Source organism: Hymenobacter sp. AT01-02 (assembly GCF_000961955.2).
Classification (GTDB): domain Bacteria; phylum Bacteroidota; class Bacteroidia; order Cytophagales; family Hymenobacteraceae; genus Hymenobacter; species Hymenobacter mucosus.
Genome location: NZ_JZIR02000003.1, coordinates 19,210 through 42,217, shown reverse-complemented (window position 1 = coordinate 42,217; position 23,008 = coordinate 19,210). Strand labels below are relative to the sequence as shown.

General features: G+C 55.4%; 16 protein-coding genes, 1 other RNA gene and 3 pseudogenes. 16 read left to right on the top strand and 4 right to left on the bottom strand.

Annotated elements, in window-relative coordinates:
* Positions 1-76 precede the first annotated feature (76 nt).
* A complete protein-coding gene (locus VI25_RS01110) occupies positions 77-1,030 on the bottom strand; it encodes a hypothetical protein (RefSeq protein WP_045689788.1) in 954 nt (317 codons plus the stop codon).
* Positions 960-2,249 carry a DNA polymerase III subunit gamma/tau gene (dnaX, locus tag VI25_RS01105; protein ID WP_072144727.1) on the bottom strand — a complete coding sequence of 430 codons (1,290 nt, stop codon included), beginning with the start codon at positions 2,247-2,249 and terminating at the stop codon, positions 960-962. Before dnaX ends, VI25_RS01110 begins: the two co-directional genes overlap by 71 nt.
* A gap of 357 nt (positions 2,250-2,606) precedes the next feature.
* Here dnaX and ssrA point away from each other — a divergent pair.
* Positions 2,607-2,976, top strand: a transfer-messenger RNA (tmRNA) gene (gene ssrA / locus VI25_RS23140).
* Between the two features lie 186 nt (positions 2,977-3,162).
* Here ssrA and VI25_RS24980 read toward each other — a convergent pair.
* Together VI25_RS24980 and VI25_RS01100 are read right to left on the bottom strand one after the other, a co-directional pair.
* On the bottom strand, positions 3,163-3,315 hold the full coding sequence (locus tag VI25_RS24980) for a hypothetical protein (RefSeq protein ID WP_161806853.1): 153 nt from the start codon (positions 3,313-3,315) through the stop codon (positions 3,163-3,165).
* Positions 3,316-3,596: 281 nt separating this feature from the next.
* The gene (locus VI25_RS01100) at positions 3,597-4,775 is read right to left on the bottom strand and encodes a LacI family DNA-binding transcriptional regulator (protein ID WP_045689787.1); all 1,179 of its coding nucleotides are present in this window, start codon (positions 4,773-4,775) and stop codon (positions 3,597-3,599) included.
* 337 nt (positions 4,776-5,112) lie between these two features.
* On the opposite strand from VI25_RS01100, the pseudogene uxuA reads away from it, so the two are divergent.
* The 15 genes and pseudogenes from uxuA to VI25_RS01050 all read left to right on the top strand — a co-directional run bounded on the left by uxuA (position 5,113) and on the right by VI25_RS01050 (position 23,002).
* Positions 5,113-6,359: pseudogene (uxuA, locus tag VI25_RS01095) on the top strand (mannonate dehydratase).
* A gap of 28 nt (positions 6,360-6,387) precedes the next feature.
* Entirely contained in the window at positions 6,388-8,496 is a 2,109-nt protein-coding gene (locus VI25_RS01090; RefSeq protein WP_082455344.1) for an alpha-glucuronidase family glycosyl hydrolase, read from the top strand.
* Between the two features lie 26 nt (positions 8,497-8,522).
* Positions 8,523-9,335: an SDR family NAD(P)-dependent oxidoreductase gene (locus VI25_RS01085; protein WP_045689786.1), complete on the top strand. Its 813-nt coding sequence runs from the start codon at positions 8,523-8,525 to the stop codon at positions 9,333-9,335.
* A gap of 51 nt (positions 9,336-9,386) precedes the next feature.
* Positions 9,387-11,624 (top strand): SusC/RagA family TonB-linked outer membrane protein, encoded by a 2,238-nt coding sequence (locus VI25_RS01080; RefSeq protein WP_236704828.1) that lies wholly within the window; start codon positions 9,387-9,389, stop codon positions 11,622-11,624.
* On the top strand, positions 11,609-12,490 hold the full coding sequence (locus VI25_RS26280; RefSeq protein ID WP_236704827.1) for a hypothetical protein: 882 nt from the start codon (positions 11,609-11,611) through the stop codon (positions 12,488-12,490). The genes VI25_RS01080 and VI25_RS26280 overlap by 16 nt, the downstream gene beginning before the upstream one ends.
* A 274-nt stretch (positions 12,491-12,764) precedes the next feature.
* Positions 12,765-13,172, top strand: coding sequence for a RagB/SusD family nutrient uptake outer membrane protein (locus tag VI25_RS26275; protein ID WP_236704826.1), 408 nt, complete (start codon positions 12,765-12,767; stop codon positions 13,170-13,172).
* A gap of 175 nt (positions 13,173-13,347) precedes the next feature.
* Positions 13,348-14,280 carry a RagB/SusD family nutrient uptake outer membrane protein gene (locus VI25_RS26270; RefSeq protein WP_262489895.1) on the top strand — a complete coding sequence of 311 codons (933 nt, stop codon included), beginning with the start codon at positions 13,348-13,350 and terminating at the stop codon, positions 14,278-14,280.
* On the top strand, positions 14,199-14,447 hold the full coding sequence (locus VI25_RS27525; protein WP_262489894.1) for a RagB/SusD family nutrient uptake outer membrane protein: 249 nt from the start codon (positions 14,199-14,201) through the stop codon (positions 14,445-14,447). The genes VI25_RS26270 and VI25_RS27525 overlap by 82 nt, the downstream gene beginning before the upstream one ends.
* A 552-nt stretch (positions 14,448-14,999) precedes the next feature.
* Positions 15,000-16,670: pseudogene (locus VI25_RS28750) on the top strand (glycoside hydrolase family 43 protein).
* Positions 16,671-16,706: 36 nt separating this feature from the next.
* A pseudogene (locus VI25_RS24550) lies at positions 16,707-17,512 on the top strand (glycoside hydrolase family 97 N-terminal domain-containing protein); the annotation flags it as partial.
* Entirely contained in the window at positions 17,510-18,379 is an 870-nt protein-coding gene (locus VI25_RS24545; protein ID WP_410503419.1) for a glycoside hydrolase family 97 catalytic domain-containing protein, read from the top strand. The pseudogene VI25_RS24550 and the gene VI25_RS24545, both read left to right, overlap by 3 nt.
* Positions 18,380-18,384: 5 nt before the next feature.
* The gene (locus VI25_RS24540; RefSeq protein WP_161806852.1) at positions 18,385-18,633 is read left to right on the top strand and encodes a glycoside hydrolase family 97 C-terminal domain-containing protein; all 249 of its coding nucleotides are present in this window, start codon (positions 18,385-18,387) and stop codon (positions 18,631-18,633) included.
* An 88-nt stretch (positions 18,634-18,721) separates the two neighbouring features.
* Positions 18,722-20,029, top strand: a complete 1,308-nt coding sequence (locus VI25_RS01060) for a glycosyl hydrolase family 8 (protein WP_045689784.1) — start codon at positions 18,722-18,724, stop codon at positions 20,027-20,029.
* A 25-nt stretch (positions 20,030-20,054) separates the two neighbouring features.
* Positions 20,055-21,644, top strand: a complete 1,590-nt coding sequence (locus tag VI25_RS01055) for a glycoside hydrolase 43 family protein (RefSeq protein ID WP_055562183.1) — start codon at positions 20,055-20,057, stop codon at positions 21,642-21,644.
* 35 nt (positions 21,645-21,679) lie between these two features.
* Positions 21,680-23,002 carry a family 43 glycosylhydrolase gene (locus tag VI25_RS01050; RefSeq protein WP_236704825.1) on the top strand — a complete coding sequence of 441 codons (1,323 nt, stop codon included), beginning with the start codon at positions 21,680-21,682 and terminating at the stop codon, positions 23,000-23,002.
* The last annotated feature ends 6 nt before the right edge of the window (positions 23,003-23,008 follow it).

Here is a 23,008-nt window from a genome sequence, read left to right as displayed (position 1 = left end):
AGTTGAGTTATCCGTTTAAGGTAGCCTACATGCTGTTTGCCAGCCCACAGGGCAGCGGTAAAACGTAGCGGTGATCCTAAAAGTCAGCGTCGAGACCCAGCTTCTGCTTCATGGCCGTCAGCATGGGGTACTTTTCCATCAGGTACTCTAGCTTGTCGCTGGAAGTATAGAGCTTGCGGCCGGTATCTACCCGCTCCACTACTTCCACTTGCACATTGATGCGAGGGTAGCCCGTCCGTCGCCGTAGTTCACCTAGGAAGTCGGCCCGAAACTCGTTGAACTGGTCCTCCTGCACCGGATTGTCTACGCGTAGCACAATAACATGCTGGGCGTTGGCTTGGACGGGGCGGTTGAGCAGGCTGTACTGGCTCATGCTAATGGCCTTGCGCTCTTCAATCAGCTCGGCCCATACCCGCTGCAGCACTTCGTCGTTCACGGCGGGTAGGCCGGTTACGGGGCCCGCTGGTTCCGCCTCCGTGGTAGTTTTTCCGGCGGCAGCTTGCTGCTCTAGCTGGGCCTTCATTGCGTTTAGGCTGCCTAAGCCGGGTAGCTTGGTGCCAAGCCCAAGTGGCTTGCCGGTGGGCATGCCGGGCCGAGGAGGGGGCAAGGGCGCCGCCGTAACGGGTACCTGGCCCGGCTCGTGGCCCGCCACGCTGGGCGTACCAATTTCTACGTGCGGCACTGAGTCGCGCAGTTGGGGCGTGGCCGGAACCTGAGTTGCTGCTTCATCCTCAATGCTGGGCGTATCATGAAGCTCTTCTACCCCGCTTTCAATGGGTACGATGGGCTCGGGGTCGGCAGGGCCCGATACTACCGTAGGCGCTACGGCAGGCGGTCCAGCCGGCGGCGGTACGGGCGCGGGCGGCGTATTCTCTGGGGCCTTCGCGTGTGGAGCAGCCGTTTCAATACGGTTGCTGACCGGAGCCAGACTAGGCGCAGGAGTGGCCGGGGGCGTTACGCTACTTTTTTTTTTTCGCCTCGTCGTTGCCCGACGAGGCTTGCGCGGTACCGTTAGCTGCTGGGCCAGCACCTAAGTCGCGGGCAAATTGCACGGCACCGTTGAGGTAGGCCAGCTTCATTAGCATCAGCTCCACGTGCAAGCGCTGGTTCTTGGCTTGCTTAAACTCCCGGTCGCACTGGCTGACCAGGTTTAGCGCCGAAAGCAGGAAGGCCAGCGGTGCCGCCTGGGCTTGCTGCACGTAGCGGCTACGGATGTTATCGGATACTTCCAATAGCTGCACCGTCACGGGGTCTTTGCACACCAGCAAGCCTCGCAAGTGCTCAGCCGCGCCCACCACAAAGTTGTGCAGGTCAAACCCGTTCTGCATCACTTCCTCCAGCAGAAGCAATGTCCCCGACAGGTTCTCTGCCAGTAAGGCGTCTACTAGCCGGAAGTAGTACTCATAATCTAGAATGTGTAGATTCTGCACAACGTCCTTGTAGCGCAAGTCGTGGCCCGAGAAGGTCACCATCTGGTCGAACATCGAGAGGGCGTCGCGCAGGCCACCGTCGGCCTTTTGGGCTAGCAGGTGCAAGGCGTCGTCTTCGGCCTGAATGTGCTCCTGAGTAGCTACATAGCGCAGGTGCCCCCGGATGTCGTCTACCCGAATCCGGTTGAAGTCGAATATCTGGCAGCGTGAAAGAATCGTTGGAATAATCTTGTGCCGCTCGGTGGTAGCCAAGATGAAGATGGCGTAGCTCGGCGGCTCCTCTAAGGTTTTCAGGAAAGCATTGAAGGCCGCATTCGAGAGCATGTGCACCTCGTCAATGATATACACCTTAAAGCGGCCCTGCTGAGGGGCGTAGCGCACCTGCTCAACCAAGCTGCGAATGTCTTCCACCGAGTTGTTGGAGGCCGCGTCCAGCTCGTGCACGTTGAAGGAGGCATTCTCCTGGAAGGCTCGGCAGGAGCTGCACTTACCGCACGCCTCTAGCTCAAATGGGGTATTATCCGGGTCAGCGGCCTGCTGCAGCGCATCGGGTACAATGTCGGGCTGCGTGCGTAGCAGCTCCGAAACCGGGCGGCCTTTGCGCACGTGCTCTTCCACAAACTCACAGTTAATGGTCTTAGCCAGAATGCGCGCGCAAGTGGTTTTGCCCACTCCGCGTGGGCCACAAAACAGGAACGCCTGAGCCAAGTGCTGGCTAACAATGGCGTTCTGCAGCGTGGTAGTAACGTGCTGCTGCCCAACTACGCTGCGAAACGTAGCGGGACGGTATTTCCGGGCCGAAACAACGAAATTCTCCATAAGTCCTGACCACAAAGATACGCAATACCTGCCCCGAATCCGCCCCTTGCGCTAGGTCTGGCCTGTTAATTCGCAGTAATGTAGGCGGAATTACAAGTGCATGTTCGCCTGATAATTGTATTGATAAATAGCGTTTTTTGCGTGTATAATCACGTTGCTAAAGTGGCAAAGGAACAGGTTGCTACCAGCAGCAAGTAGTCAGAGTTTGAAACGAGATTTGCTCCACGAACTAGGTTGCTCAGTGTTGCAGGGTAAAGCGGTGTAGCGGGAACAATTTCAATCACCAACAACGTTTTCTACCCAACGTGCGTACATTTGCACCCCGCTACTTGTGGCGGGCATCGTTCTTTACCAATTGGGGCTGACCGGAATTGACAGCTTGTGCAGGTCGCGAGTAAGCGTGTCGGGAGTTGGATGAATCTCCCGTTAAAAAGTCGTCCAAACAACAACCGGCGAGTATAGCTACGCCATGGCTGCCTAATCTAGGTATTAGGTAATGTCATCGTCCCGCATCCGTCCTCCTTCTCACGGGTGAGTTCGGGGCGTCGTAAGCAGTTAGGATAGTCTTGGTGGCGCTGCGACGCCAGGGCGAAATCAAGCAGATAAGGGGAGACTAAGGGCCTGATGTGCGCCTGGGATCCTTCGAAAATTCAAGCATAGATACACACGTAGAAAGCTCGACGGCTTCCTTGTCTGGACCAGGGTTCGAATCCCTGCAGCTCCACCCCTAACCCCGTCCCTGATTCAGGGACGGGGTTTTTCATTTCTATGGTATGTGGAACCACAGTTTTGCATCAAGAAGATACTTCACTCACCTGTGAAAATCACAACGCCCTGGCTATGTCCTATAGTCAGGGCGTTGTGATTTTCACAGGTGAGTGCTTGGGTAGGGCGTGCTCGGAATAGCGGAGTACTAGCCCCAAAACACCAGCAGCCATACAAGTAGGCACAGCATTACCGTGGTAAGAGCTTTTTGCCACCAAGCTGGCTGCATTGTGCTCGTATCGTGGGTGGGAATTGGGGTGTTGTCGGTGTAGTTTTTGTACGTGTAGGGGTGCTGGTCCATATAAAGTATAGCTAAAAAGCCTCGGGCATCCGAGTGGTGGGTGGGAGTAGGAGAGGGAATAGGGCGAAACGTACGGACAACTGCCTAGCTTGGATGGAAGTAGGGGGCGAAACAGCCGAAGTACTCGGTCAATGTACAGGATTACTATGTGAATAAATGTGACTTTTCAAGTCAAAATCAATCTGTTAAGCTACTTGCGCCATTCCACCTTCAGCGTGCAGTAGGTGGTTGCTCACCACTGCCGCCTGGTAGCAAGGGGCATAGCCAGCCATACCATGTGCTTATATATCTAACTTAAAAAACTCGCCCTTGGCCTTTAGAGAGGACTGCCGAATGACAAGGTCCCCGGTAATGACGAAGGTGCGCGGCTGGAACGATTCTTTTTCCTGCACTTGCTCTAAAAACAAACGAGCAGCTTGCTGACCAATACGGTAAGGGTGCAGGTTAACGGTAGTCAGGCTTGGCTCAATCATAGAGGCCATAAACTCATCTCCGAAGCCTACCACGGCCATATCTTCGGGTACACGCAGGCCGCGGGCCTTTAGGGCTACCAGCAAATCGAAGGCATTGGTGTAGTTGATGGCGAAGATGGCATCGGGCGGGTGGGGGAGAGCCAGCCAGGTATCTAAGGCAGCTACTGCCTGCTCTGGCTTGAAGTTGATATGCGTACGTAGCTCATCGCGCAGGGGCATGCCATACTTTTGCAATGCACTCACGTAACCCGCCAAGCGGTTGCGGCTGATAAGCAGGCTTTCGGGGCCCGCCAAAATAGCAATACGCCGGGCGCCCTGCTCAATCAGATGCTGGGTTACGCTGAAGGCACCATTCCAGTCGTCTAGGATAACCTTGGCAGTATCCACCTCATTACACACCCGGTCGAAGTGTACAATGGGAATGCCGCGGCTGGCGGGTTGCTTTACGTGGTCGAAGTTTTCGGTTTCGCGGGAGTGGCATATCAGCAGGCCGTCTACGCGACTCGCAATAAGGGCCTGCACGTTGCTAACCTCCATCTCGTACGATTCCTTCGACTGGCAGATCATTACCCGATAGCCCGCCTCCGCTACTACCTGCTGAATCCCACTCACGGCCGTAGCGAAGAATGGCCGTTCAATATCAGGTATTACCACCCCAATGGTTTTGGTTTCACTGCTTTTCAGGCTTTGCGCCAGTAAGTTAGGCTGATAGTCGAGCTGGCGAGCTACCTCCAGAATAGCTTGGCGAGTATTAGCATTGATATCGGAGTGGCCATTGAGCGCGCGCGACACCGTGGAGGGCGCTACCCCTAGTTCCTTGGCTACGTCGCTGATGGTAGTTTGGCGGCGTTTTTTCTCTGGGATGGGCAGTGCTTTTTCATCCGTGAAGTGGTAGTTACAGGCTTTGCAGTGGTAACGCTGCCGCCCCCGGATGAAGCCAGCGCGCATTACCGCATCAGCCAACCGACACTTGGTACATTTGATCATGGGGTGGGAATTGAATTATTCCAAAGGTGGGTAGATGCCTCGGAAAAGTAAGGCAGCACTAGGGGTTTTTAATTGAAGGATAATCTACAGAATTTTTTTTACTGCTTTAGAACTGTGCTTCACCTACCGAAAACGTTTTCGAAAACGTTTTCGGTATTTTTATTTAGAAATCAGCCGTTTAGGAGGGTTTTTGAAGTGCCAATACACTCGCTTGTTTTTTTATCTTCGGTAGTAAGTACTCCCTAACTGCTCTGCATCGGTAATACGGCTGATGCACTAATAGGGTAGCTGAACGGTAATAAAAATTGCACTTTTTGCTAGAAAGAGTACCTCTTATATGTTGCACACCATGCGCTGGTTTGGTCCCCAGGACCCGGTTTCTCTTTTTACACTTCGGCAGGCCGGCTGCACGGGCGTTGTAACGGCCCTGCATCAGGTACCAGTAGGGGCAGTATGGAGCATTGAAGCCATTCAGGAACGGCAGCGGCTTGTGGAGCAGGATAATATTCAGTACTCACCTCTGAAGTGGGCGGTGGTAGAAAGCCTGCCCGTCCATGAAGACATCAAGAAGGGTCGCGTAATTCGCGCCGAATACATTCGCAATTATCAGCAGAGCCTGCGCAACCTGGCCGCCTGTGGCATTCACACGGTGTGCTACAACTTCATGCCCGTCTTGGATTGGTCGCGCACCAATCTTACGTACGAAATGCCCGACGGCTCGCGGGCCCTACGGTTTGTGTGGCAGGACTTTGCTTTGTTTGACCTGTGCATCCTACGGCGCCTGGTGCCGAAGCCGACTACGAAGTAGAGGTAGCAGCCGCTGCCCGCGCGCAGTTCGAGAACATGTCGGCCGCTGAGGTGACTGCCCTGACTAACGTGGTGCTGCTAGGACTACCCGGTTCGGAAGAGGCCTTCGAGCTGGCTGGTTTTCAAGCCCTGCTTGACGAGTATGCCAGCATCGATGCCGCTACGTTGCGCGAAAACCTGTATTACTTTCTGCGGGAGGTAGGGCCAGTGGCCGAAGAAGTAGGCGTGAACCTTTGCATTCACCCCGATGACCCACCGTTTCCCCTGCTGGGCTTGCCTCGCGTAGTGAGTACCGAAGCCGACCTGCTAGGCCTACTACAAGCCTACGACTCACCGGCCAATGGCCTGACGTTTTGCACTGGTTCCCTGGGCGTGCGGCCCGATAATGATCTGCCCGGCATTGTGCGGCGCCTGGGAAACCGCATTCACTTTGTGCATTTGCGTGCTACTAAGCGCGAAGAAAACCCGCGCAACTTCCACGAGGCCGACCACCTCACCGGCGACGTGGATATGTACGCGGTAGTACGCGAACTAGTGATAGAGGAGCAGCGCCGAGCTGCCACTGGCCAGGGCAACCCCGCCCTCCCCATGCGCCCCGACCACGGCCACCAGATGCTCGACGACCTGGAGAAGCGCACGTACCCCGGCTACTCCGCCATTGGGCGCCTGCGCGGACTAGCCGAACTGCGGGGTCTGGAGTTGGGCATCCGGCGCAGTCTAGAGGCGAACTTACAAGAGCCACTGGCTACTTCCATCCACGCTGCGAGCTCCCTTTAACTGTTCTCTTTCGCTGTCCATCCCACCCATGCTACCCCGTTTTTTCCTGCTGCTTGCGTTCCTCAGCCTCGGCACTTACCTGCCTGGGCGCGCCGATGATGGCTACCGCTTGTGGCTGAAATATGATGAGCTGCCCGAAGCCAGCCTGCGCAAGGCCTGGCAGGCGCAAGCACGCGGGATTACGCTGGCATCTGCTTCAACTCCCACCCTGCAAACTGCCGCCCGCGAGCTGCAACTTGGGCTGCAAGGGCTGCTGGGGCGCCCGGTGCCGGTAGGGACGGCATCGGGCAGCAAGGGCCTCATTCGGCTGCGCGTAGCTCCCGACCCTAGCTTGGGTAAGGAAGGCTACCGCATCACTAGCCAGGCCAGCGGGTTGGAAATTACTGGCCCCACCGACGCGGCTGTGCTGTACGGGTGCTTTGCTCTCCTGCGGCAGGTACAAACTGGGCAACGGCCCAACCAGTTCAACCTGAGTAGCCAGCCCCGGATTCAGTACCGCTTACTTAACCACTGGGACAACCCCAACGGCACTGTGGAGCGCGGTTATGCGGGCTCCTCTATCTGGAAGTGGCACGAACTACCCGAGCGAATAGACCCGCGCTACCAAGACTACGCCCGGGCCAATGCCTCCATCGGGATTAATGGGGTAGTGTTGAACAACGTGAATGCCAGTGCCCGCTACCTCACCCCTGAGTACTTGCAGAAAGTAGCTACCCTGGCCGGTGTAATGCGCCCCTACGGCATCCGGGTGTACCTGTCCGTGCTGTGGGCTGCTCCCAAAGTTATTGGTGGGTTGCCTACCTCTGACCCACTCGACCCCAAGGTGAAGCAGTGGTGGGCCGCCCGCACCGATGAAATCTACCGGACTATTCCCGACTTCGGCGGCTTTCTAGTGAAGGCCAACTCTGAAGGCGAGCCTGGCCCCCAGGACTACGGCCGCAACCACGCCGATGGGGCTAATATGCTGGCGGCTGCTTTAGGCAACCACGATGGTATTGTGATGTGGAGGGCCTTCGTGTATAAGGCCAACTCCAAGGGCGACCGGTTCAGGGAAGCCTACCAGGAGTTTCAGCCCCTCGATGGCCAGTTTGCTTCCAAAGTACTAGTACAAGTGAAAAACGGTCCCATCGACTTTCAAGCCCGGGAGCCTTTTCACCCGATGTTCGGCGCTATGCCTCGCACGCCACTCGTGCTGGAAGTGCAGCTGACGCAAGAATACTTGGGCTTTGCTACCCACCTGGTATACCTGGGGCCGCTCGTGAAAGAGTGCCTGATGGCCGATACGTACGCCCAAGGGCCTGGCTCTACCGTCGCCAAGGTGGTCGATGGTACCCTGGAAAAGCACGCAATCAGTGGCATTGCGGGCGTAGCTAACATTGGCTCCGACCGCAACTGGACCGGGCACCCGGTAGGGCAAACCAACTGGTACGCCTTCGGGCGCTTGGCCTGGGACCACACGCTTAGCCCGGAGGCTGTTGCCGAAGAATGGACGAAAATGACTTTGACGCGGGAGCCGGCTGCGTTGGCTAGCATCCTGCCCGTGCTAAATCAGTCGCGCGACATCTATGTGCGCTACACTACACCCATGGGCCTCCACCATATCATGGGCCAGACCCTGCACTACGGTCCGGAGCCGTGGCTTTCCCAAAGCGCCCGCCCCGACTGGACTTCGGTGTACTACCACAAAGCCGACTCTGTGGGATTGGGTTTTGAGCGCACAGCCCGCGGCTCCAACGCTCTATCCTTATACTCTCCTGGAGTGCTCCAGCAGTGGAGCAACCCCGCTACCTGCCCGCTCGATTACCTGCTCTGGTTTCACCATGTAGGGTGGGGGCAGCGTCTGAGCACCGGCCGCACCCTCTGGGATGAGCTGTGCACCCGCTACTACACGGGCGCCGATTCAGTACTGTGGATGCAGCGGCAGTGGGAGCAAGCCCGCCCCGCCGTGGATGCCGAACTACACGCCGATGTAGCCGCCCGCCTGCGCATTCAGCACCGCGAGGCTCTGTGGTGGCGCGATGCCTGCGTGCTCTACTTCCAGACGTATGCGCGGCGGCCGATTCCGCCTACGCTCATGCCACCTACCCGCCCCCTGGCCGAAATCAAGCAGCTGGTCGATATCTACCAATTGCGCTAATACTTCCTCTGTTACCCCTTTCTCACATGGCACATCTGGAGCCTTTCGTATCCCCGCATGCCCAAGCCAACGGGCAGCACCAGCCCAATCCATTTTCCTTGGAAGGGAAAATAGCCCTCGTGACGGGCGGTGGCACTGGTATTGGCCTGGAAATAGCCCGCTGCATGGCTACGGCTGGCGCTACCGTCATCATCACCGGTCGTCGCGAATCGGTGCTGCAGGAAGCGGCCACGGAGTTGGGCGAATCGGTACATTACCTCACCAACGACGTGTGCGAATTAGACACTTTGGAGGACTTGGTTGCTCAGATTGAGGCTACCCACGGCCCGCTGGACATCTTGGTGAACAACGCCGGCATCAACATGAAGAAGCCCGCATTGGAGGTCACGGATGAGGAATTCAGCCGCATCATTCACACCAACCTCAACGCCGTGTTTGCCCTCACCCGCACCTGCGCCAGCCGCATGATGGAGCGCAAGAGCGGCGTAATTCTGATGATTTCATCCATGGCGGCCTACTACGGCATCGACCGGGTAGTAGCCTACGCCGCTTCTAAGTCGGCAGTGGAGGGCATGGTGAAAGTGCTAGCCTCGGAGTTCTCCAAGAACAATGTGCGGGTAAACGCCATTGCACCAGGCTTCATTGAAACCGACATGAGCCGCACGGCCATGAACTCCGACCCCGACCGCCGTGACCGGGCCATGCGCCGCACGCCCATGGGCAAGTTCGGACAGCCGTCTGACATCGGCCACGCGGCCGTGTTCCTCGCCTCCGAGGCAGCACGCTACATCACCGGGGCTTCGCTGCCCGTGGATGGTGGCAATTCTATCGGCTTTTAGCGCCCTCGCGGGCTACCTGCAACATCCCACATTTTAAAATTCCCACACTCCATGCACGCAACTATACGAAAATCGGCTCTTGGGCTGGGTTGGCCGCTACTCCTTGCTACCGGTTTGCCCCTGGCCGGTACCCTGCTTGCCCCGATGCAGGCGCAAGCCCAATCAACTCGCACCGTAACAGGCCGCGTGACCGAGCAGGCCACCGGCGAAGGTATTCCGGGCGTAACGGTGGTGGTGAAAGGCACTTCCGCTGGAGCTTCTACGGGTGCGGATGGCTCTTTCTCGGTGCAGGCCCCAGCTAACGGCACTACCCTGGTGTTCTCGGCTATTGGCTATGTGTCGGTAGAGCAGCCCATCGGCTCCGGCACAACGTTTAACGTAACCCTTTCCACCGACGCCAAGGCCCTGGATGAAGTAGTGGTAGTAGGCTACGGCGTGCAGAGAGCAGAAGCGGTAACTGGTTCAGTTGCTTCTATCAGTGGAGAGTCGTTGCGCGAAGTGCCATCTGCCAACATCTCACAGGCCTTACAAGGCCGTTTGCCAGGTGTGCAGTTTTCGCAATCTTCCTCCCAGCCTGGTGCGAGCACGCAAATTCGGATACGCGGTACTCGCTCACTTGGTGCCAGTAATGATCCATTGATTGTATTGGATGGTATTCCTTTCCCTGGTTCAATTGGTGACATCAACCCCAACGATATTCAGAGTGTAGATATCTTGAAAGACGCGTCGGCCACGGCTATTTACGGGTCACGTGGGGCAAATGGAGTTGTCCTGATAACTACCAAAGGGGGCAAAACAGGTCAAAAACCGCAAATAACATACGATGGGTTTGTTGGCGCTAAGACCCTCTTCGCCAAATACCCTATGATGAATGGGCCTGAGTTTGTTGCGCTTCGCAAAGCAGCGGGCCTGTATACGAACGCCCTGGATGAAGCCGATGATGTAAATACTGATTGGCAGGATTTGCTATACAAAACTGGCATTCAATCAAACCATAACTTAGGTGTTTCTGGTGGTACTGAAAACGGGCGTTATAATTTCAATGCGGGCTATTATCAAGAAGAAGGTGTAATTCCTACTCAGCAGTATACCCGCTATTCTGTTCGTGGAACGCTTGACCAAGGAGTTGGTAAGTATATCCGGTTAGGTTTCACCACAAATAACACCTACAACCTATCAGAAGGCTCGAATGTAGGTATATATGGTATCCTGAATTCATCGCCAATTGCCAATCCGTACAATGCTGATGGTAGCTTAAAAAGAACCATCAGAATGCCCTTGGATGAGCAGTGGGTGTATACAAGAGATATAGTAGAAGAGCTGAGCGATAGATGGTTAAGTGAAACCAGAGCTTTTGCCACCTACAACACCATATTCGGGGAAGCTAAAATTCCTGGCGTAGAGGGGTTGAAGTATCGGGTCAACCTAGGGGTAAACTACCGGCAGAGCCAGGGTGGTTCTTACACCGGACAGGGAATAACCGCTGTTAACCCTACTACACCTTCCACGGCATCCGTTAGTAACCAGGTTACTAGAGACTGGACTATTGAAAACATTGTATCCTATGACCGCACCTTTGCCCAAAAGCATAATGTAAATGTCATAGCCTTATATTCTGCCTCAGATAACACGTTCAACCAGTCGCGAATTGCGGCCAGGGATATTCCGTCCGACGCCTTCCAATATTACAATCTGGGACTGGCCGCCGGCGAAATCACAGTACCCCCCGGTGACCAGATATACTCCAAAAGTGGTCTGATGTCCTACATGGGACGCGTGATGTACTCCTATGATGACCGGTATTTGCTATCGGCTACGGTCCGTTCGGATGGCTCCTCTAGACTTGCTCCAGGCTACAAGTGGAATACCTATCCTGCTGTGTCGGTAGGCTGGAACATAGCCAGAGAATCGTTTATGCAGGATATTTCTGCCATAAACATGCTGAAACTGCGAGCTGGTTATGGTGTAACGTCGAACCAATCCATTAACCCGTATGCCACTCTGGGCCGTTTAGCTACCAGACCATACAATTTTGGGCCAACCAATTACCAGACGGGGCTATTCGTAAACCAACTGCCGAACGCTACCCTAGGTTGGGAATACTCAAAGACCTGGAACTATGGATTGGATTTCGCTACGCTGAACAACCGTCTTTCGGGTACCGTTGAGTACTACGTTACAAACACCGAGGATATTCTGCTCCCTTTGCCATTGCCTCCAACTTCTGGCGTGGATAGTTATACTGCCAATATTGGATCTACCAAAACAAAGGGGTGGAGCTGTCTTTGAACGGGGTGATCTTAGACAACCTCAATGGCTGGACCTGGGAGGCGGGCTTTAACATGTATGCCAACCGTAACAAGATTACGGCGCTTGCTGGCGAACAGCAAAGAGATGAAGGAAACTGGTGGTTTGTTGGCAAACCTATCAACGTAATATTTGATTACGAAAAAATAGGATTGTGGCAAGAAGGAGACCAGTACCGAAACATTCTTGAGCCAGGCGGAAACGTAGGTATGATCAAGGTGAAATACACCGGTGACTACAACTCCGATGGCACTCCTACCAGAGCGATTGGCCCGCAAGACCGTCAAATTTTGGATGTAAACCCGAACTTCCAAGGAGGTTTCAACACTCGGGTTGCGTATAAGGGATTTGATTTTAGTACGGTAGGCGCCTTTCAAAGCGGCGGTATCCTTATTAGTACCCTATATGGTTCATCTGGCTACCTCAATCTGATGAACGGTCGCCGTGGCAACGTAAAAGTGGATTACTGGACTCCGGAGAACACGGACGCCAAATACCCTAAGCCAGGTGGCCTTGCGAGCGGCGACAATCCAAAATATGGCAGTACGCTGGGTTATTTTGATGCTTCTTACCTGAAGGTGCGCACCATTTCGCTGGGCTATAACTTTGATAACAACGCGTGGTTGAAAAAAGCTGGAGTTAGCAGACTACGGCTTTATGCGACGGCTCAGAACCCATTTGTGATATTCTCTCCTTATAAGAAAGAATCTGGCATGGACCCTGAGACTAACTCTTACGCCGACCAAAATGTGGCCGTAACTGCGGGCACGCCGAGCCGTCTGCTGACAATAGGTACTAACGCACCTGCAACCCGGACCTACTTGTTAGGCCTGAACCTTACCTTTTAAGAAAGAGACAAATGAGAACCTTTAACATAAAGTTTTTTATTGGGGCGGCCATACTCTCTATGTCCACAGTTGGGTGCTCTGATATCTTGGACGAGGATCCTAGGAGTATTTATACGCCTGGCTTCTTTCAGACAGAAAGAGGTGTTAATGGGGGATTGACCTCCATGTATGCCCACTTACGCTACATTTACGGTGACGCTTACTTCTATAACACTACCTCACGGGAACCGATGAAGTAACCTATGGTAGAGATGCCGATGAGAACTTCCTAGCCATGGATTTCTCAGGGAGAGCGGTGCTTAACGCCAACAACAGCCGGGCAGATAGATTGTGGACGGCTGCTTTTCCTAACATCAACACGGCCAGTGGCGTGATTAAGAATGCCGCCGCGGTAGGATCCATTTCTCCAGCCCTGGTTGCAGAGGCGAGATTTTTCCGCGCCTTCGATTACTTCATGCTGGTACAAACGTTTGGCGGGGTACCTCTAGATTTGGGTGCGGGAGAACTGGAGTTCAACACCAATGCTATTAGAACCTCCGTCCGCAATACGGTACCTGAGGTTTATACAAAAGCAGTTTTCCCTGATTTGTTGCAGGCTATTACTGATTTGCCGGCGACTCCACGGGTTATAGGAGGCGTAACTAAAACCCTGGCCCGTCTTTATCTGGCAAAAGCTACCTGACCTACGCTTGGTGGCTTGAAAACCCTAACAATATTCCAACCTATCCAGCGGCTCAGAGAGTAGATCCTGCTGGTCGTAACGCCCAGTATTATTATCAGCAGGCGTATGATATAGCAATAGCGGCATTGAGAACCCAGGCCCATTCCGTTTGCAGGGCACGTACTATGACGTACACGTGGCAACAAATGACCGCAATGCAGAAATGATGCTGTTTGCTGACCATACCGAATCCAGCGAGTTATACAATGGAAGTAGCCTTACCTTCGGTAGTGGCGGTGCCCCTGACAACTTTGCTGGCTGGATGATGACTTGGAACTATACCAACATCAGAAGCGCCACGAATGCTAATGGCACTACTCCAGTATCTTCTGTTCAGCGGGAAGCAGTTCAGGCATTAGGTCGCCCCTGGAATCGCATGGCTCCTACCATCAACGCCGTTGAGAACACCTTTGCCGATAAAACAAACGATTCTCGGTACGACGGTACTTTTACCACGGTTTACCGTGGGAACTGGCCGAAAGGAGGAGTAGCTGCGCAAACCTTATACAATGCCAATAATTTGCCAGTAAACCCGGGGGATCCAATCCTGACTTTCCTGAATGCAGAACCTACTACTGCTATAACTTATCCTACCGGAGCAGGTGCGAGCAATATAGGAGCAGGAGTGCTACCTGGTAGAGCAGATTATGTGGTTTCGCCGCGTGGTATAAGCAGAATTGTTTACCCAGGTCTCTGGAAGCTTGGCCCTTACCGTACTGACAACGGTACCGGATTAGGGCAACCTAATGCTGGCAGTACTCGCCCGTTCAACATTGCCAAATTCTCTGAACTATACTTTGTAGCGGCAGAAGCAGCTGTAAAAGGAGCAACTCCCAAGGCTGGTCAAGGTGCCAGAGAATTGATTAACGTGATTCGTGCTCGGGCCGGTAAGTGGCGTTTTGATAACAATGGCAACGTAGCAAGATGCAGGATAACAGCGCGGTTATGGTTGCCGCCACGCCGACTACTATCGACATCAACTATATTTTGGCAGAACGTTCGCGCGAGTACTATGGGGAAGGTTACCGCTGGTATGATCTGGTGCGTACCCAAAAATGGAATGAGCTAGCCTCTTCCTACCGTATCGGGGGAAGCAACTACGGAGATCATACACCTGTAACCGTTACGCGTACCATTCAACCATATCACTACCTGCGTCCTATTCCGCAGGTTCAGCTTGACCGTATGGATGTGTCCGCAGACGTAAAAGCTACTTACCAAAACCCAGGGTACTAATATTCTGATGGAAAGAGAAACAGATTGGTTGCGCCATACGAGCAGCCAATCTGTTTACTCCATTCCTTCGAGAATGCATTCTTTGCATGGAAACAAGGCAAAATGCTGCGTTGGTACGTACCAGCAAGCGAATGGAATGCGTGAGGAGGTATGCCCCACTATTGATTGGCTCTAGGCCTTCACGTATCCCCCCGGTGTAACGAATAAATAAGGCTGTAACGCTGCCCTTAATATTCAGCCCTTCCACATGTTGCGCTCCATTCCACGCCAGGAAATTGACCACACGGGGAAACCCACGCAGAATCCTGGGTGTCCCACAATTGGCTGATTAGTAGCTAGTAAGCTAGAATAATGTATTGCCGGCAGTACAACCGAACCCGAATTCGTTCGGCCAAGGTGTACTGTCGGCAATATGTTTACACTAGTGGGTAAGCGCTGGTCATTGTTGGTCTACCTCACAGAAACCTAGCTGTTGCTCCATTACGGCCAGAGTGGCCTAGACACCAGACTAAACACCGTTAATTCTCACCAGAGTATATGAGACAAACCAACATGAAAGCCTTGCTGGGTAGCATTACTACTGCTTTACTCCTGCAAAGCTCAAGTCTATTTGCACAATCGATTGAGTTAGTCAACCCCATTCTGACGGGTTTTTACCCAGACCCGAGTATCACCAAGGTGGGCAAAGATTACTATTTGGTAAACTCCACCTTCTCTTACTTTCCAGGTATCCCGGTCATGCATAGTAGAGACCTCAAAAACTGGAAACAGGTGGGAAACGTGATTGACCGGCCCTCGCAAATGACCTTTATGGGCGACCGAATGACCCGCGGGCTATTCGCGCCGGCCATTGAGTACCATAACGGTACCTACTACGTCACCTGCACACTCATTGACCACAAAGGCAACTTTGTAGTCACCGCCAAGAACCCTGCTGGGCCATGGAGTAACCCAACTTTCTTGCCTGAGGTGAAAGGAATCGACCCCTCACTGTATTTTGAGGGCGACAAGGCCTACGTTATCTATAACAGCGACCCGCCCGACAACAAGCCGCTGTATGATGGACACCGCTCCATCAAGATTATCGAGCTGAACCCGAAAACGCTGCAAACCGTGGGTGAGGCTAAAATTGTGGTGAATGGTGGGGTAGACCTGAGCAAAAAGCCCGTCTGGATTGAGGGCCCGCACCTGATGAAGCGCAATGACTGGTACTACCTCTATGCAGCGGAAGGCGGCACCTCGGTCAACCACACGGAGGTAGTATTCCGTAGCAAGGCGCCGTTAGGTCCGTTTGTGCCTTACGAGAAAAACCCCATCCTCTCGCAGCGCGAGTTGCCCAAAGACCGCAAAGACCCCATTACCTCGGCAGGGCATGCGCAGTTTGTGGAAGGGCCAGATGGCAAGACCTACGCCATTTTCCTGGCTGTTCGGCCTACGAGGGGAATTTCTATAATACGGGGCGCGAAACCTTTATTGTGCCCGTGGTATGGAGAGACGAGTGGCCCGTCATGGACCTGGGCCCAATGGCGTGCAATACAGCTACAAAGCCAACTTCCCCGAGGTGAAACAGCCCGGCGCCCTGCCCCAGAGCGGTAACTTTGGCTACACGCTCACCTTCGAGAAGCAGCTGGACCCGGCGCTACTGTTCCTGCGCACCGTGGATAGCACCAATTTCTCCCTAAGCAAGGCGAAGGGCCTCACCCTGAAGCTGAAGCCTGAAACGTGCGCGGAGCTTGGCAACCCAGCCTTCATCGGCAAGCGGCAGCAACACATGGTTGGCAGCGTCGAAACCGAGCTGACCTTTGCGGCAAAGGCCTCGAATGAAACGGCTGGCCTAGTAGCTTTTCAAGATGAGAAGCACTTCTACTATCTCTGCAAGTCGGTAGAGAATGGCAAGCCCGTCGTTCAACTGTTCAGAAGCACGACCGATGCCAAGAACCCCGAGTTGCTGGCGAAAGCACCCCTAAAGGCGGCGGCCGGCAAGGTGCAGCTACGCATTAATGCTGATGGCGACACGTACAGCTTCCGCTTTTCGGAGGATGGCAAGACCTATACATTGCTGAAAGACAAGGTAGACGCGCGGTTTCTGAGCACGCAGGTAGCAGGAGGCTTTATCGGCTGCTTGTACGGCATGTACGGCACATCGGCCGGACAGCTACTACCAACACCGCCTCCTTTAAGTGGCTGAAGTACGAGGGCCACGACCCGATGTACAAGAAATAATACCCGGCCCACTAGCTCCGCTTCCATCCTCCTTCTATGCGCTACTACTCACTCATTTGCCTGCTCGTGCTACCACTCGCCGCTGCTCAGGCCGCCAAGCCTATCCGCATTACTAGTCCTAATGGGGCTGTGCAGGTGACCGTAGATGTAAGCCCCCAGGGGCAGCCAACCTACGCCGTGCGCTACCGGCAGGCCGAGTTACTGCGCCCCTCGCGCCTGGGGCTGCAACTCGCCAGCGCCGACCTTACACAGGGCCTTAAGCTGACGAAAGCCGACAAGCAAACGGCCGTAGCCGACGACTACCAACTTGCCACCGACAAGCGGGCTAACTGCCACTACCGAGCCAACCGGCGCGTGGTGCACTTCCAGAGCCAGGCCAGCGGGCCGCAGTTGAGCGTGGTGTTTCAGGTGTCTGACGATGGGGTAGCGTTTCAGTATCTAGTGGAAGGCAAAAGCCAGGAAGTGCAGCACATTACATCTGAGGCCACCACGTTTCACTTGCCGACCAGCGCGAAAGGCTGGCTGCACCCGCATGCCAAAGCCCAGACTGGTTTTGCCAATACGCAGCCCTCGTACGAGGAGTACTACCAGCGTGGTATTGCAGCCAGCACGCCATCTACACTGGGGCAGGGGTGGTCGTTTCCGGCGCTGTTTGAGGTGGGCGGGCACTGGTACTGCTCACGGAGGCCGGCATGGGGCGTACCTATAGCGGCACTCACCTAGGCCACTCTGCGCCCGATGCCGAATACAGCATCGCCTTTCCGCAGGTCCCGGAGCGCACCACGCCCGAGGCCGCGCTGCTGCCCGAAAGCCGTCTGCCGTGGCGCACGCCCTGGCGGGTGCTGGTAGTGGGCAACTCCTTGCGGCCAATCGTGGAATCGACGCTGACCACCGACGTAAGTCCGGCTGCGCAATCGGCTGCCTTGCCTGCTGCACCCGGTAAGTCGTCGTGGTCGTGGGTGTTGCTCGGCGACGATAAGACTACCTACGACGTGCAGCGCCGCTTCATCGACTATTCTGCTAGCATGGGCTGGGGGTACTGCCTGGTGGATGCCCTCTGGGACAAGCAAATAGGCTATGATAAAACGCAGGAACTAGCCCAGTATGCCCGCAGCAAAAACGTAGGCCTGTTGGTATGGTACAACTCCAATGGCCACTGGAACGAGGCTCCGCAAACGCCTACCAATGTGCTATTCGAGGCCGAAAGCCGTCGCAAGGAATTTGCCCGCATTAAGCAGATGGGGGTTGCGGGAGTGAAAATCGACTTTTTCGGTGGGGATGGGCAGTCTTTTATGAACTACTACCAGGACCTGCTCACCGATGCCGCCCAAGCTGGTCTGCTGGTTAACTTCCACGGTACCACCATTCCCAGGGGCTGGAACCGCACATACCCCAACCTGATGACGATGGAAGCCGTGCGCGGCTTCGAGTTCCTGACTTTCGACCAGGCCAATACCGACCAGGAGCCCACCCATTGTGCCGTGCTGCCCTTTACCCGCAACGCGGTAGGACCAATGGACTTTACCCCTATGGCATTTTCCGAAATCAGGGGCAAAGAGCGTCGCACCTCCAATGCGTTTGAGCTGGCCCTATCGGTACTGTTTCAGTCGGGCATTCAGCACTACGCGGAGGTGCCCGAGGGCATGGCCGCGCAGCCGGCTACGTGCGGGAGTTTGTGCAAAAGCTGCCGCCCCGGTGGGCAGATGTAAAATTTATGGATGGCTACCCCGGTCAGTACGCCGTGCTGGCCCGCCAAGCACCCGGCGGCGCGTGGTATGTGGCCGGCATCAACGGCACCGACGCCCCCAAAACTATTCAGCTCGACCTCAGCCAGCTAGGCCTGCAAAAGGGCACCCTCATAACTGATGGCGCTACCAACCGCAGCTTCAGCACGCAGGCTGTGGCTGGCTCCACCATCAGCGTGACGCTGCCGGCGCGGGGCGGCTTTGTAGTCCAGCCCTAGGCCTATATCGGTAGCTTGCTCACTTGGCCTCTTGCCGCCAGTAGGCCACTCACGGAATAGCACACAGCCACATTTAGAGGGTTAGTCGATGAACCTGCATCTCAAATTTCTGCAACGTAGTAAGGGTATCTGTCTGCTGCTGTGCGTGCTGTATGTGGGCCTAGGTAGCAGCACGGCTCAGCGCCTCCCCAAGCAGGCCAAGCTAACCCGGAAAGGAGCGTTTTACACCGGGCAATACCCCAACCTGCTGCGGGAAGCGGGCTACAGCCAGGCCGACATCGACAAGAAGGTAACGCAGGCCTACCATGACGTTTTCGAGGGGCCTAGTCGGGTGTACTTTGAAGTGGATGACTCCATGGCCTACGTGTCGGATTTAAAGAATCACGACGTCCGGACCGAAGGGGTTTCGTATGGGTTGATGGTAGCGGTGCAGCTAAACAAGAAGGAGGTATTTGACCGCATCTGGCGCTGGTCGAAGAAATACCTGCAGCATCAGGAAGGCCCCTTGAAGGGCTATTTCGCCTGGAGCATCAACCCGACTACCATGAAGCGCAACTCCGAGGGGCCAGCCTCCGATGGCGAGCTGTACTTCGTTACCAGTCTGCTATTCGCCTCCAACCGCTGGGGAAACACTACGGGTATCAACTACTATAAGGAGGCACGCAATATCCTGGATGCCATGTGGAAAAAGGATGGTACCGGCGACGTGTACAACCTGATCAACACCCAGCACAAGCAGATATCCTTTGTGCCAGTGGGGAACATGTATAACTGGACGGACCCCTCATACCACCTGCCGGCCTTTCTGGAAGTGTGGGCTGCGTATGCCAAGGATGGGCACGAGCAGTTTTACCGGGCCTGCGCCGATACGTCGCGGGCGTTCCTGCACCGCGCGTGTAACCCCGTAACTGGCCTCAACTACGACTATACCGAGTTCAGCGGGAAGCCTCACGCAACCGAGTGGGCGCCGCCCGCCTTCCGCTACGACTCCTGGCGGGTGCCCATGAACATTGCCATGGACTACGTGTGGTTTGGCAAGGACAAAGCCTGGCAGGAGCAGTACGCCCAGCGTTTTCAGGGTTTTTTGCGGAGCAAGGGACTTAACACCTTTGAAGACCAGTTCAACGTGGATGGCTCGCGGCCCGATTTCATTCTGCAAGCCGGCGACGTCAAGAAGCTCCGGCATTCGCTCGGCCTGGTAGCCACCTCAGCCGCGGCCTCCCTGGCAAGTCAGGATAAACAAAAGCTCGACTTTGTGCGCGCCCTTTGGAACGCCAAGCTGGCACCCTACGAAGACGGCTACTTCGACCCCTACTATGATGGCCTGCTGTACTTATTCAGCTTGATGCACTTAAGCGGCAACTATCAGGCTATTAAGCCTGCGCCACACCACTAAGCCATTTGCACCGGTAGTTTTTGCCATGCCTTACTCCATAAAGCGAAGTGCTTTATTCTTCGGAATAATCCTCGCCTCAACTTCTGTTTCGCCGCTCGCTGCGCAAGTGAAGCAGGCGCAAAACCCTGTCATCTTCGCCGATGTGCCAGATATGGCCATGATTCGGGTGGGCAAGACCTACTACATGAGCAGCACCACCATGCACATGAGTCCGGGCGTGCCCATTATGAAGTCTACGGACTTGGTGAACTGGTACCTCGTGAGCTACGCCTCCGATACGCTGGGTAACCAGGATGAGCTAGCGCTCCGCAACGGCAAGAGCACCTACGGCCGGGGCTCGTGGGCGAGCAGCTTACGGTTTCACCAGGGCACCTACTACGTCTCGACCTTCGCCCAGACAACCGGCAAAACCTACGTGTATTCGACCAAGAATATCGAAAAAGGCCCCTGGAAAGTCTCGTCATTTAAGCCCAGCTACCACGATCATTCCTTGTTTTTTGACGACGATGGGCGCGTGTACCTGGTGTATGGCGCTGGTAAGCTGCGGCTACTTGAGCTCACGGCCGACGCCTCCGGCGTGAAGCCCGGTGCCACGGAGCAAGTACTGATTGAAAACGCCAGCGCCCCAGCCGGCCCCAATATTAATCTACAAGCCGAAGGCTCGCAGTTGTTTAAAATCAACGGCAAGTACTACCTCTTCAACATTGTGTGGCCTAGGGACGGCATGCGCACCGTGGTGGTGCACCGCTCCGATAAGCTCACTGGACCCTACGAAGGCCGGGTAGCGCTGCAAGACCTGGGCGTGGCACAGGGCGGCCTCATTGATACGCCCGATGGCCGGTGGTTTTCCTACCTGTTCCGTGACTTTGGAGCCGTAGGCCGCATTCCGTACCTGGTGCCCGTGACGTGGGCTGATGGCTGGCCCGTGCTGGGCATCGCCGGCAAAGTACCCCAAACACTTCCCTTACCACCCAGCAAGGGCCTGATACCGGGCTTAGTGGCGTCAGATGAGTTTAACCGGCGTAAGGGTGAGCCCGCCCTGCCGCTGGTGTGGCAGTGGAACCACAATCCCGAAAACTCCCTCTGGTCGCTTACTGACCGCGCGGGCTACCTGCGCCTGAAAACTGGCCGCGTAGACACCACGTTCCTGCTGGCCCGCAACACCCTAACGCAGCGCACCATCGGGCCAACCTGTACGGGCACTACCGCCCTAAATGTGTCGCATCTGAAGGAGGGCGATTTTGCTGGCCTAGCCTTGCTGCAAAAGCGGTACGGCTTGGTAGGAGTGGACTACCGGAACGGCGCAAAATCCATTGTTATGATTAGCGCCGAAACGGAGAAACCCGTGGAGCTGCAACGCCTGCCGCTCACGCAAAACACCGTGTACTTCAAAGCAGCATGTGACTTCACGGAGCGCAAGGACGTGGCTACTTTCTACTATAGCCTTGACGGAAAATCGTGGCTAGCCCTTGGGGCACCGCTCAAGATGGCCTACACGTTGCCGCATTTTATGGGCTACCGATTTGGGCTATTCAACTACGCCACCAAAGCTGCCGGCGGCTACGCCGACTTCGACTATTTCCGCATTGCGGACACCACTGCCGGAACCAAGTAAACTCTAGCCCAATGCTATATCGTAAGCTGCCCTATATGTTGAGCGCGTTTGCACTCCTGCTAGGAGGCACGGCCAAAGCGCAAAACCCGTTTATTACCAATCAGTTCACGGCCGACCCCACGGCCCGGGTCTTCAACGGGCGGGTGTACGTATACCCCTCACACGATATTCCGGCCGCGCCCGGCCGGGGGCGGGCCGGCTGGTTTGTGATGGAGGACTACCACGTGTTTTCATCCGCTAACCTTACCGACTGGACCGACCACGGCGTCATCGTGACTCAGAATAAAGTGCCGTGGGTGAAGCCCGACAGCTACAGCATGTGGGCTCCTGACTGCATTGCCCGCAATGGCAAGTACTACTTCTACTTCCCGACTACCCCCAAGGATACCACCATTAACAAGGGCTTTACCGTAGGAGTGGCCGTGGCCGACAAGCCTACTGGCCCCTTTGTGCCGCAGCCGCAGCCCATCAAAGGGGTGCGTGGCATCGACCCCAACGTACTGATTGATAAGGATGGGCAGGCTTACCTGTACTGGTCGGAGGGCAACATTTACGCCGCCAAGCTCAAGCCCAACATGCTGGAGCTGGCCTCGGAACCCGTCACGCTGGGCGAGCTGCCCACCAAAGGCTTGAAAGAAGGACCGTTTGTGTTTGAGCGCAAGGGCATCTACTACCTCACGTATCCGCACGTGGAGAATAAGACCGAGCGCCTCGAATACGCCACCAGCACCAGCCCGCTGGGCCCGTTCACGGTGAAGGGCGTCATCATGGACGAGTCGCCGACTGGCTGCTGGACCAATCACCACTCCATTCTGCCGTTCAACAACCAGTGGTACCTGTTCTACCACCACAACGATTTGTCGCCGGCCTTCGACAAGAGCCGTTCGGTTCGGCTGGATAGCTTGTTTTTCGAGCCCAACGGGGCCATCCGCAAAGTGGTGCCCACCCTGCGTGGTGTAGGCCTCACCGACGCCCGCCAGAAAATCCAATTGGACCGCTACAGCCGCCTAAGCAGCCGCGGTGCTTCCATTGCCTTTCTGGACACGGCCAACACTTTCCAAGGCTGGAAAACCGTGTTTACTGATAACCAGGGCTGGGTGCAGTACAATGGCGTAGCTTTTGGCAAGCAGGCTCTCAAAACCGTGACGTTGCGAGTGCAAGCCGCCGCGGGTGCCACGGTGCAGTTGCGCACCGACGGGACCACGGGCCCAATGCTAGCCCAGGTAACCGTGCCAAAGGGTAGCCAGTGGCAGGAGGTAAAAGCACCTGTATCAGCCTTCAAGTCGGGCACGCATGCGCTGGTCGTTTCCTCCAAAACAAGCATGCCCGTGGCTATTGACTGGGTCAAGTTTGACTAGGAGGTG

What these genes read in the sequence shown, in the direction of transcription:
- dnaX (WP_072144727.1), bottom strand. Translation starts at nt 2,249, where the DNA reads ATGGAGAATTTCGTTGTTTCGGCCCGGAAATACCGTCCCGCTACGTTT.
- VI25_RS24980 (WP_161806853.1), bottom strand. Translation starts at nt 3,315, where the DNA reads ATGGACCAGCACCCCTACACGTACAAAAACTACACCGACAACACCCCA.
- VI25_RS01100 (WP_045689787.1), bottom strand. Translation starts at nt 4,775, where the DNA reads ATGATCAAATGTACCAAGTGTCGGTTGGCTGATGCGGTAATGCGCGCT.
- VI25_RS01090 (WP_082455344.1), top strand. Translation starts at nt 6,388, where the DNA reads ATGCTACCCCGTTTTTTCCTGCTGCTTGCGTTCCTCAGCCTCGGCACT.
- VI25_RS01085 (WP_045689786.1), top strand. Translation starts at nt 8,523, where the DNA reads ATGGCACATCTGGAGCCTTTCGTATCCCCGCATGCCCAAGCCAACGGG.
- VI25_RS01080 (WP_236704828.1), top strand. Translation starts at nt 9,387, where the DNA reads ATGCACGCAACTATACGAAAATCGGCTCTTGGGCTGGGTTGGCCGCTA.
- VI25_RS26275 (WP_236704826.1), top strand. Translation starts at nt 12,765, where the DNA reads ATGGATTTCTCAGGGAGAGCGGTGCTTAACGCCAACAACAGCCGGGCA.
- VI25_RS24540 (WP_161806852.1), top strand. Translation starts at nt 18,385, where the DNA reads ATGGATGGCTACCCCGGTCAGTACGCCGTGCTGGCCCGCCAAGCACCC.
- VI25_RS01060 (WP_045689784.1), top strand. Translation starts at nt 18,722, where the DNA reads ATGAACCTGCATCTCAAATTTCTGCAACGTAGTAAGGGTATCTGTCTG.
- VI25_RS01055 (WP_055562183.1), top strand. Translation starts at nt 20,055, where the DNA reads ATGCCTTACTCCATAAAGCGAAGTGCTTTATTCTTCGGAATAATCCTC.
- VI25_RS01050 (WP_236704825.1), top strand. Translation starts at nt 21,680, where the DNA reads ATGTTGAGCGCGTTTGCACTCCTGCTAGGAGGCACGGCCAAAGCGCAA.